This window comes from Pseudomonas siliginis (genome assembly GCF_019145195.1).
GTDB lineage: Bacteria > Pseudomonadota > Gammaproteobacteria > Pseudomonadales > Pseudomonadaceae > Aquipseudomonas > Aquipseudomonas siliginis.
Map to the genome: position 1 here is coordinate 251,517 of NZ_JAHSTW010000010.1, position 16,242 is coordinate 267,758.

Below are 16,242 nucleotides of genomic sequence, written 5' to 3' on the forward strand. Positions count from 1 at the left end.
AGGGAGTTCGTGTTGATTCAAGAATTCATGCGATAACAAAACCCCCTCCACCTCGATTGCGCATCAGTCGAGGCAGAAGGGGTTTTTCTTTGGTCGACTATCTACGTCTGGCTATCGCCTTCGTCATCCGGATCATCGCTGTCCGGCTCATCGGTCATCGAGTCGTCGTCATCGGCGCTGCCGCCCTGATTCATGTCCCCCGGCTCCGACTCGGATTTAGCCAGCATCAGCCCGCTATGCCCGACCTGCCCATTGAACGCTTGAGATTCGTGATCCTCGCACTCGGCCCACGCCGTTGCGGTGCCGAGGGATAGCATCACCATCACTTTCAACAACATCAAAACCCGTAGCAATCTGCTTTTCATGGCCGACTCCATCCTGTTGCGCTAAGACATGCTTGCCGGACTGGCTCGATGTGAAATCTAGTTGCGATCCGACCGGCTCACCACTTAGGACGCGACCGCGCAGGCAGAAATGCCATCGACCGCCAGATTGCTTTCGAATAACCCCGATAACTGAAACAGCTAAGCGCCACGCGTGGCCTGCCAGGTCAACGGAATAGAGAGCAGCACCAGCAGCGCACTCATCAGCCACACACTGTGCCCGCCAAACTCGCCGTAGAGTTGACCGCTGAGCACCGGCGACAACAGCGCGCTGGCACTCCAGCTCATGAAGAACAGCCCGAAGTACTGACCGCTCTTGCCGCTCTGGGCAAACTGCATCGCCAGCACATTCAATGGCGGCATGAACAGCGCCTCGCCCAGCGTCCAGATCAGCGTCGACAGGCAGACAAAAGCCAACCCGGAACCGAACGGCAACATGCCCAATCCGCAGGCTAACAGCACACTGCCGACGAGCATTTGCCAACGCGAGCCCCAACGCTCGACCGAATGCGACAGCGGAATCTGCAACGCGATCACCAACAGCGCATTGAGCCCGAACTGCCAACCGATCGCCTCTGTGCTCAGGTGGTAGAAATCACGCAGATAATTGCCCAGCGTGCTGTAGACCGTGTCGAACGCGATGCCGAGCACGGCCGTCGCCGCCAGCAGCCAGAGGAACGGCTTGTCGCGATACGGCAGGCTTGAGCCATAGGTCGATTCGTGTTCAACCACCAGCACCGGCCGCCGCCACGTCGTGCGCACGAACCACAGCAACGCCAGCATCGTCATCGCTGAACTGGCAAAAAACACCCACCGAAAATCCGCCTGCGCCAACACTCCGCCCGCCACCCCGGCAGCGGCCATGCCCAGATTACGCGCGACCCGACTCAGCGCTTGCGCACGGGAACGTTGCGCGACTTCGCAATACTCCATGATCAGCCGCTGATGCAACGTCCGAATCGCGCCGTCGATCACACCGCTGAGCAACAGCAAAGCGGCCAGCCACGGCACCTGCGTCACCAGCCCCAACAGCATCAGCACCCACACCGAAACGAAAAACAACGCCGCCATCAGCCGCGCCGTGCGCACATGATCACTGAGCCAGCCGCCGAGCATCGAACCGACCAGCAACCCGGCGCCATAGGCTGAAAGCAACCAGCCCACGGTTTCAATCGCCAGACCCAGCTCCTGACGCAGGTACAGCGCCATGAACAGCTTGACCATGGCGCTGAGGCGGTTGATGAACAACAGCGCCGCGAGGACCCAGGCCATGGGGGTGAAATAGCCTTTAAGAAGCAACAGGGGATTCAGCCGACTTGTCACTCCATTGACCTCTTCGAACGACTTGCAGGGACTGGAACACTACCGGTCAGCATGGCGGTTGTCGCATACCAGCACATCCAAAACACGGAAAAAAGGATCCGCCCTACAACACACTGTAGGAAATGCCGCAGAGTGCGGGCTTTTGACCTTGCTTTTCAGCTTCGCACTCTCCAACAACCGAAACATGTGCGCTCTACGTGTCGCTTTTTTGAGATTTTGACGACACGTCATGATCTCATGTCGCTGACGACGACATGTGCGCATGTCGTGTCTTCAAAATGGATTTCAAGCGACGTATTGTTCTCCAACCCAGCGCACGTTATGAAGACAGACCATGCTCGGCCCAAAAGCCAAGACCAAAACCGGCAGCCCATAAAAAAGCCCCCAAGGCCTACACCTCAGGGGCTTTCAGAAAAACACCTCAAACCTTAATGATGCTCCCGCGTCGCACGGAATTTCACATCCGGCCAGCGCTCTTCCATCAACGCCAGATTCACCCGCGTCGGCGCTAGGTAAGTCAGGTGACCACCGCCATCCAGCGCAAGGTTCTCCACCGCCTTGTTGGAAAACTCCTCAAGCTTCTTCTTGTCGTCGCACTCGATCCAGCGCGCCGAATACACGGTGATCGGCTCATACGAGCACTCGACTTTGTATTCCTCTTTCAAGCGGCTGGCGACCACATCGAACTGCAGCACACCGACGGCGCCGAGAATGATGTCGTTGCTGCGCTCGGGGAAGAACACCTGCGTCGCGCCCTCTTCCGCCAACTGCTGCAAGCCCTGACGCAACTGCTTGGATTTCAGCGGATCACGCAGACGCACGCGACGGAACAGTTCCGGGGCGAAGTGCGGAATACCGGTGAAACCGAGGACTTCGCCTTCGCTGAAGGTGTCGCCGATCTGGATCGTGCCGTGGTTGTGCAGACCGATGATGTCGCCGGCGTAGGCCTCTTCCAGTTGCTCACGCTCGGAAGAGAAGAAGGTCAGGGCGTCGCCGATGCGCACGTCCTTGCCGGTACGCACGTGGCGCATCTTCATGCCTTTTTCGTACTTGCCGGAGCAGATACGCATGAAGGCGATGCGGTCGCGGTGTTTCGGGTCCATGTTCGCCTGGATCTTGAAGATGAAGCCCGAGAACTTCTCTTCGACCGGCTCGACAGTACGCTCGTTGGCGACACGGGCCAGCGGACGCGGCGCCCAATCGACGACAGCATCGAGCACGTGGTCGACACCGAAGTTGCCCAGCGCGGTACCGAAAAATACCGGGGTCAGTTGACCGTCGAGGAATTCCTGCTGGTTGAATTCGTGGCAGGCGCCCTGCACCAGCTCCAGCTGTTCGATGAAGCGCTCGTACTCATCGCCCAAGTGCGCGCGCGCCTCGTCGGAGTCGAGTTTCTCGATGATCTTGGTTTCGGTGCGCTCGTGACCGTGACCGGCGGTGTAGACAATGATGTAGTCGTCGGCCAGGTGATACACGCCCTTGAAATCGCGGTAGCAACCGATCGGCCAGGTGATCGGCGCAGCCTTGATTTTCAGAACGGCTTCGATCTCGTCGAGCAGTTCGATCGGGTCGCGGATGTCACGGTCGAGTTTGTTGATGAAGCTGACAATCGGTGTGTCACGCAGACGGCAGACGTCCATCAGCGCAATGGTCCGTGGCTCTACACCCTTACCGCCGTCGAGCACCATCAAGGCCGAGTCCACCGCTGTCAGGGTGCGGTAGGTGTCTTCGGAGAAGTCTTCGTGGCCCGGAGTGTCGAGCAGGTTGATCATGTGTTCGCGATAGGGGAACTGCATGACCGACGTGGTAATGGAAATACCCCGCTGCTTCTCCATCTCCATCCAGTCGGATGTGGCATGGCGATCGGATTTACGGGATTTCACCGTACCGGCCACTGCAATCGCCTTGCCCATCAACAGGAGCTTTTCGGTGATCGTGGTTTTACCGGCATCGGGGTGGGAAATAATGGCGAAAGTGCGGCGTTTCGCGACTTCGGCGGCCTGTTGGGTCATGGGAAATCGCCTGGCGGTGATTCAAAAAAGGGCCGCGATTATAGCCCAACTCGCTGCAATAACCGAACCGTTGAGCACATTAAGGGTGGCCAAATGCTGCCTCAGATGGGAACCTTTTAAAGCACGGAGACGTCCATCCCCTGTTACGAACTTTCGTCAGGGGCTGAAAAATCAGCAAGTTAGCCTGACGAGGCTGCGCTCATGGCTCGCTTTCGCACCGCTTGGCCGGTGCTGGAAAACGGCTATTTTTCGCGAACGCTGACTCCGGCAGCCAGGAATGGCTTGCCACGCGGAGCAGCGCTCGCAGACTACAAAAAAAGGAGTCCGCCTGTGGCTATCCGCTATGGCAAAGGGCTGATGGGAGGTGCGGTGGTGATCGCGCTCCTGGCCCTGCTGGTCCACTGGATCGGCATCAACACGATCGAACACTACCGCGACGATTTGTTGTTTTACCTGCAAGCTCATCTGATTCTCGTCCTCGCCTCCATGCTGGCCGCCCTTGTCGTGGGCATCCCCGCCGGTATCTTCCTCAGCCGCCCGAGCATGGTCGGCCGCGCCGAACGCTTCATGCAGATATTCAATATCGGCAACACCGTGCCACCGCTGGCCGTGCTCGCGATTGCGCTGGGCATCCTCGGCATCGGCAGTGGCCCGGCGATCTTCGCCCTGTTCCTCGCCTCGCTGTTGCCGATCGTGCGCAACACCTATGAAGGCCTGAAAAATGTGCAGGGCTCGCTGAAAGAAGCCGCTGTCGGCATCGGCATGACCCCGCGCCAAGTGCTGTGGAAAGTCGAATTGCCCAACGCCGTGCCGATCATCGTCGGTGGCGTGCGGGTCGCACTGGCGATCAACGTCGGCACCGCGCCGCTGGCGTTCCTGATCGGCGCCAACAGCCTCGGCAGCCTGATCTTCCCTGGCATCGCCCTGAACAATCAGCCGCAACTGCTGCTCGGCGCTGCGTGCACCGCGCTGTTGGCGCTGTTGCTCGATGGCGTGGTCACCCTCGCCAGCCGCCTATGGCTGGAACGCGGTTTGCGCCCGTCTTAAGGCTTTGCGAAGGAATATTTATGAAACGACTTAGCTTGATCTTAGGCTGCGTCCTGCTGTTCGCAGGAATCGCGCAAGCCGCTGAAAAACCGGTCATCCGCCTCGGCGCCCGGGTCTTCACAGAGCAGACCCTGCTCGCCGAAATCACCGCGCAATACCTGCGCAGCAAAGGCTACGACGCGCAGATCACCGGCGGTCTGGGCAGCAACCTCGCCCGCAGCGCCCACGAAAGCGGCCAATTGGACCTGCTCTGGGAATACACCGGCGTGTCGCTGGTGGCCTATAACCATGTCACCGAGAAACTCGACAGCGCGCAGTCCTACGCCCGGGTCAAAGAACTCGACGCGAAAAAAGGCCTGGTCTGGCTGACGCCGTCGAAATTCAGCAACACCTATGCCCTCGCGCTGCCGAAAAAAGTCGCCGAGCAATACCCGCAGATCGGCAATATCAGCCAGCTCAACGAAGTGCTGCGCGCCGAGGCCAAAACCAACCACCTGGTGGCGCTGGATACCGAGTTCGCCAACCGCTCCGACGGTCTCGACGGCATGGTCAAGCTCTACGACATGAACCTGACCCGCAAGAACATCCGCCAGATGGACGCCGGCCTGGTCTACACCGCGCTACGCAACGGTCAGGTGTTTGCCGGTCTGGTCTACACCACCGATGGCCGTCTCAATGCCTTCGGCCTGAAATTGCTGGAAGACGACAAGCATTACTTCCCCGACTACACCGCCGCTCCCGTGGTGCGTCAGGCCACGCTCGACGCCAACCCGAAACTGGCCGAACAACTCAAGCCGCTGGCCGAACTGTTCGACGACGAAACCATGCGACAGCTCAACGCGCGGGTCGACGTCGATCATGAAAGTCCATCGTCCGTTGCCGCCGATTTCCTGCGCCAGCACCCACTGAATTAAGAGAGGAGAAGTCATGGAATTTCTGAACGCCTTTTCCCATCTCGACTGGCAGCAGGTGATGCACCTGACCTGGCAGCACATCACTCTGGTCGGCATCGCCGTAACCCTGGCGATCGTCATCGGCGTGCCGCTGGGCATCCTGATGACACGCTTCCCCACCCTCGCCGGCCCGCTGCAAGCCAGCGCCACGGTGCTGCTGACCGTGCCGTCGATCGCCCTGTTCGGTCTGCTGCTGCCGTTCTATTCCAAATTCGGCCAGGGCCTGGGGCCGCTGCCGGCGATCACCGCCGTGTTCCTTTATTCGCTGCTGCCGATCATGCGCAACACCTACCTCGCCCTGACCGGCGTCGAGCCGGGCATCCGCGAAGCCGCGCGCGGCATCGGCATGACCTTCGGCCAGCGCCTGCGCATGGTCGAGCTGCCGATTGCGGTGCCGGTAATCCTCGCTGGTGTGCGCACCGCCGTGGTGATGAACATCGGCGTGATGACCATCGCCGCGACCATCGGCGCCGGCGGCCTCGGTGTGTTGATCCTCGCCTCCATCAGCCGCAGTGACATGTCGATGCTTATCGTCGGCGCGCTGCTGGTCAGTCTTCTGGCGATTTTCGCCGACCTGTTTCTCCAATGGCTGCAACGCTCGTTGACTCCAAAAGGACTCCTGAAATGATCGAACTTCAAAACCTCAGCAAAACTTTCCAAAGCAACGGCAAAGATGTCAAAGCCGTGGATTCGGTAAGCCTGACCGTCAATGAAGGCGAGATCTGCGTGTTCCTCGGGCCATCGGGTTGCGGCAAAAGCACCACGCTGAAAATGATCAACCGCCTGATCAAACCGACCTCGGGCAAGATCCTCATCAACGGCGAAGACACCACCGATCTCGACGAGGTGACCCTGCGCCGCAACATCGGCTATGTGATCCAGCAGATCGGCCTGTTCCCGAACATGACCATTGAAGAGAACATCGTCGTGGTGCCGAAACTGCTCGGCTGGGACAAACAGAAATGCCACGACCGCGCCCGCGAACTGATGAGCATGATCAAGCTCGAGCCCAAGCAGTATCTGCATCGCTACCCGCGTGAATTGTCCGGTGGTCAGCAACAGCGTATCGGCGTGATCCGCGCCTTGGCCGCTGATGCGCCGCTGCTGTTGATGGACGAGCCGTTTGGGGCGGTCGACCCAATCAACCGCGAGATGATCCAGAACGAATTCTTCGAAATGCAGCGCGCGCTGAACAAGACCGTGATCATGGTCAGCCACGACATCGACGAAGCCATCAAGCTGGGCGACAAGATCGCCATTTTCCGCGCCGGCAAGCTGCTGCAGATCGACCATCCGGACACCCTGCTGGCGCATCCGGCGGATGATTTCGTCAGCAACTTCGTCGGCCAGGACAGCACGCTCAAACGCCTGCTGTTGGTGAAGGCCGAAGACGCGGCGGACAACGCGCCGTCGGTAAGTCCGGAGACGCCAGTGGCCGATGCGCTGGAGTTGATGGACGAGCATGACCGTCGCTACGTGGTGGTCACCTGTGCCGAGAACAAGGCGCTGGGTTACGTGCGCCGTCGCGACCTGCATCGCCAGACCGGCACCTGCGCGCAATTCCTGCGTGAGTTCAACGCCACCGCAGCGTACGACGAGCACCTGCGCATCCTGTTGTCGCGCATGTACGAGTTCAACCGCGCCTGGCTGCCGGTGATGGATGCCGAACGGGTATTCCTCGGTGAGGTGACGCAGGAATCGATCGCGGCATACCTCAGCTCGGGACGTTCGCGCGGAATGAAGACCAGTATCGTCTCGCCGGCTGAGACGGTGGTCGCATAATCCGTCTGCGTGGTTGAAACCCGATCCCTGTGGGAGCGAGCCTGCTCGCGAAAGCGCAATATCAGTCGACGCTGATGGCGGCTGTGAAAATGCCTTCGCGAGCAGGCTCGCTCCCACAGGCTCTACGCAATTTTGTTGATCTTCACTGGGTGACAAAGAATCTCAACAGCCTCTCCTGCAAGCGCGTCGTCAATTCAGCTTCTTCAAGGTCCAAATCCCCCTTCAACACCCTCTCTCGACGCCAACGTCGCCGATGTTGCCGCTATCACACTTACCTGCGATCTAGCCGACAAAAGCCACGAACGTGCAGATATGTTTAACACTCGAAAATTCACCGGGAACATCTGCCCGTCATCTCGGTCGGGTAGAAGGAGTGATGAACGCGACGCACGTCAGAAGCGTGCAAAAACGCGACATTTTTAGTTGATCTCGCGCCCCTCACGCCCTAAAGTTCGCGCCGAACGTCCATGCTGGAAACGATCCATCCGGCTCAAGTACTGACGACGAGACAGCGAGGCCAAGGGACAGCTGCACATCCCCAGGCCTTTTTGCTTTCGGCGACATGCCTTGGGAAGTAGGCGAACCAAAGTGGGGATACGGAGGGCGTTCATGCACCCATTGATTAACTTAGTTTGCCAGCAGGAGTTCCCAGCATGTCGATCCAGGTCGAAGACTATTTCGCGCGCGCTACATTCGACAAAATGAAGGCGTTCGCCGACAAACAGGAAACCCCGTTCGTGGTGATCGACACCGCGATGATCGCCCAGGCCTACGACGACCTGCGCGCCGGTTTCGAATTCGCCAAGGTCTACTACGCGGTCAAGGCCAACCCGGCCGTCGAGATCATCGACCTGCTCAAAGACAAGGGCTCGAGCTTCGACATTGCCTCGATCTACGAGCTGGACAAGGTCATGGATCGCGGCGTCAGCCCGGACCGTATCAGCTACGGCAACACCATCAAGAAATCCAAGGACATCCGCTACTTCTACGAGAAGGGCGTGCGTCTGTTCTCCACCGACTCCGAAGCCGACCTGCGCAACATCGCCAAGGCTGCACCGGGTTCGAAAGTCTATGTGCGCATCCTCACTGAAGGCTCGACCACTGCTGACTGGCCGCTGTCGCGCAAGTTCGGCTGCCAGACCGACATGGCCATGGACCTGCTGATCCTCGCCCGCGACCTGGGTCTGGTGCCGTACGGCATCTCGTTCCACGTCGGCTCGCAACAGCGCGACATCAGCGTCTGGGACGCGGCGATCGCCAAGGTCAAAGTGATCTTTGAACGCCTGAAAGAAGAAGACGGCATTCACCTGAAGCTGATCAACATGGGCGGCGGCTTCCCGGCCAACTACATCACCCGCACCAACAGCCTGGAAACCTACGCCGAAGAGATCATCCGCTTCCTGAAAGAAGACTTCGGTGATGACCTGCCGGAAATCATTCTGGAGCCGGGCCGCTCGCTGATCGCCAACGCCGGTATTCTGGTCAGCGAAGTGGTACTGGTTGCGCGCAAGTCGCGCACTGCCGTCGAGCGTTGGGTTTACACAGATGTGGGCAAGTTCTCCGGCCTGATCGAAACCATGGACGAAGCGATCAAGTTCCCGATCTGGACCGAGAAGAAAGGCGAGATGGAAGAAGTCGTCATCGCCGGCCCGACCTGCGACAGCGCCGACATCATGTACGAGAACTACAAGTACGGGTTGCCGCTGAACCTGGCGATTGGTGATCGTCTGTACTGGTTGTCGACCGGTGCGTATACCACCAGCTACAGCGCGGTCGAGTTCAATGGCTTTCCGCCGCTGAAGTCGTTTTACGTTTAAGGAGCAGCTGCAAGTTTTGAGCTGCAAGCTGCAAGCTGCAAGAGAAAAGCCCATGACGTGTCATGGGCTTTTTTGTGATCCAGGAGGTCCCTTGTGGGAGCGAGCCTGCTCGCGAAAGCGGTGAGTCAGTACAGATGTGGGTGACTGACACGACGACTTCGCGAGCAGGCTCGCTCCCACAGGGTTATGCGGTGCGGGTCAGTTCATCTGCACGCCGCTGGTATCGAGTTGCTAAAGCCTGAATCCGCAGATCTGTCGCATCAGCCAGCGTCTGGCTCGCTACCCGCAGGAAATTCAGATTGCCGACGGCCAAGGCTTTCTCAAGCCATATGACAGCATCGTCGATCCGCCCTTCACCCGCCAATACCGCCGCGAAACTGAACTGCCCACGAAAATCCCCTCCCTCAGCCGAACGCCGATACCAGTCACGCGCCGCCAGCGGATCTGCCTGACACACCTGCCCTTCCTCCAGATAGCGCCCCAGCAGATTCATCGATTTCGCATGGCCCAACTCAGCCGCACGCCGATACAGCGCCAGCGCCTGCTGACGATCAACCGTCACCCCGCGCCCGGTGGCCAGTAGATTGGCAAGGTTGTACATCGCCCAGTCCAGCCCCGCCTCGGCAGCGATTCGATAATGCTGCGCCGCGACCGAGGCATCCGCCGCACAACCCCAACCATGCTCATGACAACGCCCGAGCATGTTGCGCGCCATCAGATGCCCGCGCCCGGCGGCGATGCCGAACCAGCGCAATGCAAGCGGTTGATCCTGCGCGATGCCCTGCCCGTCCAGCAGGATCTGCCCAAGCAACGCTTGCGCTTCAACCTCACCCTCGCCCGCCGCGAGCAAAATCGCCTGCGCCGCTCGAGCCGGGCTGTCTTCAAGCATTGCCGCCAACCCGGCTGCATCGAGAACTTCCTCGCGGCGCAGCTGGAAACTCATACCTCGACCCAGCGCCGCAGCAGGTTGTGATAAGTGCCAGTGAGGCGGATCAGCGAAGGGTGATCGGGAACGTCCTGGGTCAGTTGCTGAATCGCCCCGTCCATTTCAAACAGCAGCGCGCGCTGGCTGTCTTCGCGCACCAGGCTCTGCGTCCAGAAAAACGAGGCATAACGCGCACCACGGGTGACCGCATTGACCTTGTGCAAACTGGTGCCCGGATACAACACCATGTCGCCGGCTGGCAGCTTCACGCGCTGAGTGCCGTAGGTGTCCTGAATCTCCAGTTCGCCGCCGTCGTAATCTTCCGGCTCGCTGAAAAACAGCGTCGCCGACAAATCGGTGCGCACCCGCTCGATGCTGCCCTTGGGCTGGCGCACGGCATTGTCGATGTGGAAATCAAAACTGCCGCCGGCCGTGTAGCAATTGACCAGCGGCGGGAAGACCTTATGCGGCAATGCGGCGGACATGAACAGCGGATTCTTCCACAGCCGCTCGAGCATCGCCGCGCCGATTTCCTTGGCCAGCGGGTGGCCTTCGGGCAGTTGCAGATTGTGCTTGGCCTTGGCCGACTGGAAGCCGGCGGTGATCTTGCCGTCGGCCCAATCCGCTTGCTCCAGCGCCTGGCGGATGCGCTGCACTTCATCTTTTGCGAACAGCCCGGGAATGTGCAGCAGCATGGCGATGTCACCTGATGGCAAGAAGGCGGCAATGGTATTGATTCTTATTGACTGTGTAAAACCCCCGAGACGGATGAACAAGCAGAAACCGTAAGGGCAAATTGTAAAGAATGTAAATTCAATGCGAATAACAATGTTTCGCAATTGATACGAATACCTGTTTACCCTATATTCCGCCGCCTCAAATCCTTGGGGAGGGGAATAAAAATGGCACGTCAACACGCACAACTACCGGTCAGTTCACCACGTCTGCTCGCCTCGGCAATCGGTGTCGCAATCACCGCCGGCTCGGCTGGGCAGATGGTCTTCGCGGCGGAAAAAACCGAGAGCAAAACTTCCGGCAACGCCATTGCCCTGGATGCCACCGCCATCACCGGCGAAGCCCAAGACTCGACCTCCTATCAGGTCGAAAAAGCCTCCTCGCCCAAGTACACCGCGCCACTGGTCGACACGCCGCGCTCGGTCACCGTCATCCCGCAACAAGTGCTTAAGGACACCGGCGCGCTGAACATGCAGGACGCGCTGCGCACCGTGCCGGGCATCACTTTCGGCGCCGGTGAAGGCGGCAACCCGCAGGGCGATCGTCCGTTCATTCGCGGCTTCGATGCTCAGGGCGACACCTATCTGGACGGCGTGCGCGACACCGGTTCGCAGAGCCGCGAAATCTTCGCCGTGGAAAACATCGAAGTCAGCAAAGGCCCGAACTCGGCGATTGGCGGTCGTGGCGCCGCCGGCGGCAGCATCAACCTGGTGAGCAAGAAAGCGCATCTGGGCAATTCGTTCGACGGCGGCTTCACCTACGGCTCCGACCAGACCCAGCGCTACACCCTCGACGGTAACTATCAGTTCAGCGACAGCGCTGCCGGCCGTCTCAACCTGATGAGCCACGAGAGCAACGTCGCCGGTCGCGACAAAGTCGATTACGACCGTTGGGGCATCGCGCCGTCGCTGGCCTTCGGCCTGGGCACCGATACCCGTGTAAACCTCGACTACTACCATCTGGAAAGCAACGACACCCCGGACTCGGGCATCCCGTACACCATTCCCACCGGTGGTTCGGCCGCGCGCACCAAATCCAACCCGGACAAGCCGTACGCCGGTGGCGATCACGACAACTTCTATGGTCTGGATCGTGACTTCCGCAAGGGCCGCACCGACACCGCGACCTTCGCCATCGAGCACGACCTCAATGATGCGCTGACCATCAAGAACACCCTGCGCCACGGCAGCAGCATGCAGGATTACATTCTCACCCAGCCGGACGACAGCAAGGGCAACGTCAACAACGGCAGCGTCTGGCGTCGGGCCAACACGCGGGTGAGCAACACCGAAACCACCACCAACCAGACCGACCTGTTCGGCACCTTCTACGTGGGCGGTTTCAAGAACAGCTTCTCCACCGGTGTCGAATACACCCGTGAGCAGAGCGAGAAATCCTCGTACAACGTCAACACCGACACTACGCCGCGTACGACCAATGTGCCTTCCAGCAGTAACTGCACACCGGCGATGATTGGCGCCTCGAGCAATTACAACTGCACCTCGCTGTCGAACCCGAACCCGAACGATCCGTGGAACGGTGCGATCTCGCGCAACTACGCCGGCACCGACACCCAGGCGGACACCTACGCGCTGTACGTATTCGACACGCTGGAGTTGTCCGAGCAGTGGCTGGTGAACATGGGCCTGCGCTACGACCACTTCGACACCGACTACAAAACCTACAACGCAGCAGGCACCACCACCTCGAAGGGCGATGACACCAGCGAATTCGTCACCGGCCAGTTCGGCGTGGTCTACAAGCCGGCGGAAAACGGCAGCATCTACGCCTCTTATGCAACCTCGGCGACACCGCCGGGCAACACCCTGGGCGAAGGTCAGGAAGGCAACCCGCTGGGCGGCACGCCGGATCGCAGCGGCAACCTGCTGAGCAGCGACATGGAGCCGGAAACCACCAAGAACTACGAGATCGGCACCAAGTGGGATCTGCTCAATGATCGCCTGTCGCTGACCGCCGACATCTTCCGCACCGAGAAGGAAAACGCTCGCGTGCAGGTCGACACCAGCTCCTACGAGAACGCCGGCAAGACCCGCGTACAAGGCTTCGAACTGTCGGCCAGCGGCAAGATCACCGACAAGTGGCAGGTGTTCGCCGGTTACGCCTTCATGGACAGCGAACAGGTTGATGGTGGCCCGCTGGGTCGCGCCAACGACGGCAACGATCTGCCGAACACACCGAAAAACAGCGCCAGCCTGTGGACCACGTATCAGGTCACGCCAAAGCTGACGATCGGTGGTGGCGCGTTCTACGTCGATGACGTCTACGGCAGTGTCGCCAACACGACGATGGTCGATTCGTACGTGCGTTACGACGCGATGGCGGCCTACAAGCTGACCAAGAACGTCGACCTGCAACTCAACGTGCAGAACCTGACCGACGAAACCTATTACGACAAAGCCTTCTCGACCCACTTCGCCAATCAGGCGGCGGGACGCACGGCGCTGTTGAGCACCAACTTCCACTTCTGACCGATGTGAATAACTGTGGGAGCGAGCCTGCTCGCGAAGGCAATCTTTCAGCAACATTGATGCTGACTGACACACCGCTTTCGCGAGCAGGCTCTCTCCCACAGAGAATGTGCCGCGAGGCTCGGCCCCGTTCATTCAGTTGAACGGGGCTTTCGTGTGTTACGCAAAACGCTTCTTGATAACCCACGGCATAATGCGCGCCGTGATGACAATTTCCGAACGGACGGCGAGTGACGTGTTGAAGAAAACCCTGTTCCAGTTGCACTGGTTTTTTGGCATCACCGCAGGGCTGGTGCTGGCTCTGATGGGCATCACCGGCGCGGCCTATTCGTTTCAGGACGAGATCCTGCGCGCGCTGAATCCGTCCGTTCTGCAGGTGGAAAAACAGGTCGCCGGAGTGCTGCCGCCGGTGGAACTGGTGGAGCGCATCGAAGCTGCGTCCGGCAAGAAAGTCGCGATGCTCTGGGTCGAGACCGACAGCGGTCACGCCGCACGCGTTTACTTCACCCCACCCAAAGGCGAACGGCGTGGCGAGATGCGCTACTTCGATCCGTACACCGCCGAGTTCAAGGGCGACGCCACCGGTCAGGATTTCTTCGGCCTGATGCTGCAACTGCACCGCTTCCTCGCCATGGGCGATACCGGGCGCAACATTACCGGCGCCTGCACCTTGATGCTGTTGTTCTTCTGCCTTTCTGGTCTGTATTTGCGTTGGCCGCGTCAGTGGAACAGCTGGCGCGTGTGGTTGACCCTGGACTGGAAAAAGAAGGGCCGCGCGTTCAATTGGGATCTGCACTCGGTGGCCGGCACCTGGTGCCTTTTGGTTTATCTGCTGCTGGCGTTGACCGGTTTGTCATGGTCGTACGAGTGGTACAACAAAGGCCTGACCCGACTGCTTTCCGACGCGCCGCAAAACGAACGCGTACGCGGCGGTCGCGGCCCGGCGCCGGAAGGCCCGGCACCGACCGCCGACTACGCAGCGATGTGGAGCAGCATCTACAGCGCTGCCGGCCCGGGTCTGGCCGCGTACAACATTCGCATGCCGGCGGTGGCCGGCCAGCCGGCGACGGTGTTCTACCTGCTCGACAGCTCACCCCATGACCGCGCGCTGAACCAGATCACCCTCGACCCGACCACCGGCGTGGTCAAACGCGTCGACCGCTATGCCGACAAAAGCTTCAAGGCCCAACTGCTGACCAGCATTTATGCGCTGCACGTGGGCAGCTACTTCGGCCTCGTCGGGCGCATCATCGTGACGATCGCAGCGGTGTGCATGCCGCTGTTTTTCATCACTGGCTGGCTGCTGTATCTGGATCGTCGGCGCAAGAAAAAGCAGATCAAGGATGCCCGCCAAGGCCTCGCGCAACCGTCCGCCGAGGCTTCGGCCTGGCTGATCGGCTTCGCCAGCCAGAGCGGATTCGCCGAGCAACTGGCGTGGCAGACCGCCGGACAACTACAGGCCGCCGGGCTGCCGGTCAACGTGCAGCCGCTGGCCAATCTGAGCGAACAGGATCTGCGTGAGTCGAACAACGCATTGTTCGTGGTCAGCACCTTCGGTGACGGCGAAGCGCCGGACAGCGCGCGGGGTTTCGAACGCAAAGTGCTGGCCAAAGCCTCGACACTCGACAGCCTCAACTACGCCGTGCTCGGCCTCGGCGACCGGCAGTATGCGCACTTCTGCGGCTTCGCCAAACGCTTGCATCAATGGCTCGGCGAGCACGGCGGCAAGACCTTGTTCGCCCCGGTGGAGGTCGACAGCGGCGATCCTTACGCGTTGCGTCACTGGCAAACGCAACTCGGCCAGCTCACCGGACAGGCGCCGAGCGAAACCTGGCAAGCACCCAGCTACGACAACTGGACGCTGGTCCGTCGCGAACTGATGAACCCCGACAGCAGCGGCGCGCCGGTCTATCTGCTCGGCCTCAAAGCCCCGGACACCCGCAGCTGGCTGGCCGGTGACCTGGTCGAAGTGTTGCCACGCAATTGCCCGTGGGCCATCGAGCACTTCCTCGACGGCCTCGGCATTCGTGGCGAGACCCCGGTGAAGGTCAACGGCATCGACGAGCCACTGGAAGTGGCCCTCGCCTCACGCCAACTGCCCGAACACCGCGCGCATCTGGTCGGCCTGCATGCGCAGTCGCTGGTCGACGCGATGGTGCCGCTGGCCATGCGCGAATACTCCATCGCCTCGATTGCCGCTGACGGCGTGCTGGAGCTGATCGTGCGTCAGGAACAGCACAACGACGGCAGCCTCGGCATAGGCTCCGGCTGGCTCACCGAGCATGCGCCTGTGGGCGGCAGCATCAGCCTGCGCGTGCGGCGCAACAGTGGTTTCCACCTGCCGAACGAACCCGTGCCGATGATCCTGCTGGGCAACGGCACAGGTCTCGCCGGCCTGCGCAGCCTGCTCAAGGCACGCATTGCCGATGGTCAGCAACGACAGTGGCTGCTGTTCGGCGAGCGCAACCGCGAGCACGACTTCCTCTGCCGCGCCGAGCTCGAGGAATGGGTGGTCAATGGTGATCTGGCGCGGCTGGATCTGGCGTTTTCGCGGGATCAGGCTGAGAAGGTTTATGTGCAGGATCGCTTGCGTGAGTCGGCGGATGAACTGAAGAAGTGGTTGGCTGATGGTGCCGTCATTTATATCTGCGGCAGCCTTCAAGGGATGGCCTCAGGCGTAGACCAGGCGCTCAACGATATCCTCGGCAGCGCCGAAGTCGAACGTCTGATCGAACAGGGCCGCTATCGCCGGGACGTTTACTGACCCAACACCATC

General features: G+C 60.2%; 12 protein-coding genes. 7 read left to right on the forward strand and 5 right to left on the reverse strand.

The window, feature by feature from the left end:
- Positions 1-101: 101 nt before the first annotated feature.
- From KVG87_RS20680 to KVG87_RS20690, 3 genes are all read right to left on the reverse strand, one after another.
- Positions 102-365 (reverse strand): hypothetical protein, encoded by a 264-nt coding sequence (locus KVG87_RS20680; protein ID WP_217852339.1) that lies wholly within the window; start codon positions 363-365, stop codon positions 102-104.
- 159 nt (positions 366-524) lie between these two features.
- Positions 525-1,655 carry an MFS transporter gene (locus KVG87_RS20685; RefSeq protein ID WP_225930951.1) on the reverse strand — a complete coding sequence of 377 codons (1,131 nt, stop codon included), beginning with the start codon at positions 1,653-1,655 and terminating at the stop codon, positions 525-527.
- A gap of 479 nt (positions 1,656-2,134) precedes the next feature.
- Positions 2,135-3,718, reverse strand: coding sequence for a peptide chain release factor 3 (locus KVG87_RS20690; RefSeq protein WP_016771727.1), 1,584 nt, complete (start codon positions 3,716-3,718; stop codon positions 2,135-2,137).
- Positions 3,719-4,075: 357 nt separating this feature from the next.
- Here KVG87_RS20690 and KVG87_RS20695 point away from each other — a divergent pair, with 357 nt between their 5' ends.
- The 5 genes from KVG87_RS20695 (at position 4,076) to KVG87_RS20715 (ending at position 9,317) form a co-directional block, all read left to right on the forward strand.
- A complete protein-coding gene (locus KVG87_RS20695; protein ID WP_166554532.1) occupies positions 4,076-4,765 on the forward strand; it encodes an ABC transporter permease in 690 nt (229 codons plus the stop codon).
- Between the two features lie 20 nt (positions 4,766-4,785).
- On the forward strand, positions 4,786-5,679 hold the full coding sequence (locus KVG87_RS20700; protein ID WP_016771730.1) for a glycine betaine ABC transporter substrate-binding protein: 894 nt from the start codon (positions 4,786-4,788) through the stop codon (positions 5,677-5,679).
- Positions 5,680-5,692: 13 nt separating this feature from the next.
- Positions 5,693-6,346, forward strand: a complete 654-nt coding sequence (locus KVG87_RS20705) for an ABC transporter permease (RefSeq protein WP_039759484.1) — start codon at positions 5,693-5,695, stop codon at positions 6,344-6,346.
- Complete coding sequence (locus tag KVG87_RS20710) at positions 6,343-7,500, forward strand: osmoprotectant ABC transporter ATP-binding protein OsmV (RefSeq protein ID WP_016771732.1); 1,158 nt, start codon at positions 6,343-6,345, stop codon at positions 7,498-7,500. Before KVG87_RS20705 ends, KVG87_RS20710 begins: the two co-directional genes overlap by 4 nt.
- A gap of 653 nt (positions 7,501-8,153) precedes the next feature.
- Positions 8,154-9,317, forward strand: coding sequence for a type III PLP-dependent enzyme (locus KVG87_RS20715; RefSeq protein WP_016771733.1), 1,164 nt, complete (start codon positions 8,154-8,156; stop codon positions 9,315-9,317).
- Between the two features lie 184 nt (positions 9,318-9,501).
- Here KVG87_RS20715 and KVG87_RS20720 read toward each other — a convergent pair whose 3' ends face one another.
- Both KVG87_RS20720 and KVG87_RS20725 read right to left on the reverse strand, forming a co-directional pair.
- Positions 9,502-10,260 carry a tetratricopeptide repeat protein gene (locus KVG87_RS20720; RefSeq protein ID WP_217852343.1) on the reverse strand — a complete coding sequence of 253 codons (759 nt, stop codon included), beginning with the start codon at positions 10,258-10,260 and terminating at the stop codon, positions 9,502-9,504.
- Positions 10,257-10,937 carry a Fe2+-dependent dioxygenase gene (locus KVG87_RS20725; RefSeq protein WP_024011586.1) on the reverse strand — a complete coding sequence of 227 codons (681 nt, stop codon included), beginning with the start codon at positions 10,935-10,937 and terminating at the stop codon, positions 10,257-10,259. The genes KVG87_RS20720 and KVG87_RS20725 overlap by 4 nt, the downstream gene beginning before the upstream one ends.
- 207 nt (positions 10,938-11,144) lie before the next feature.
- On the opposite strand from KVG87_RS20725, the gene KVG87_RS20730 reads away from it, so the two are divergent.
- Positions 11,145-13,466 carry a TonB-dependent receptor gene (locus KVG87_RS20730; RefSeq protein ID WP_122699949.1) on the forward strand — a complete coding sequence of 774 codons (2,322 nt, stop codon included), beginning with the start codon at positions 11,145-11,147 and terminating at the stop codon, positions 13,464-13,466.
- A 235-nt stretch (positions 13,467-13,701) separates the two neighbouring features.
- Entirely contained in the window at positions 13,702-16,230 is a 2,529-nt protein-coding gene (locus KVG87_RS20735; RefSeq protein WP_217852392.1) for a PepSY domain-containing protein, read from the forward strand.
- Positions 16,231-16,242 lie beyond the last annotated feature (12 nt).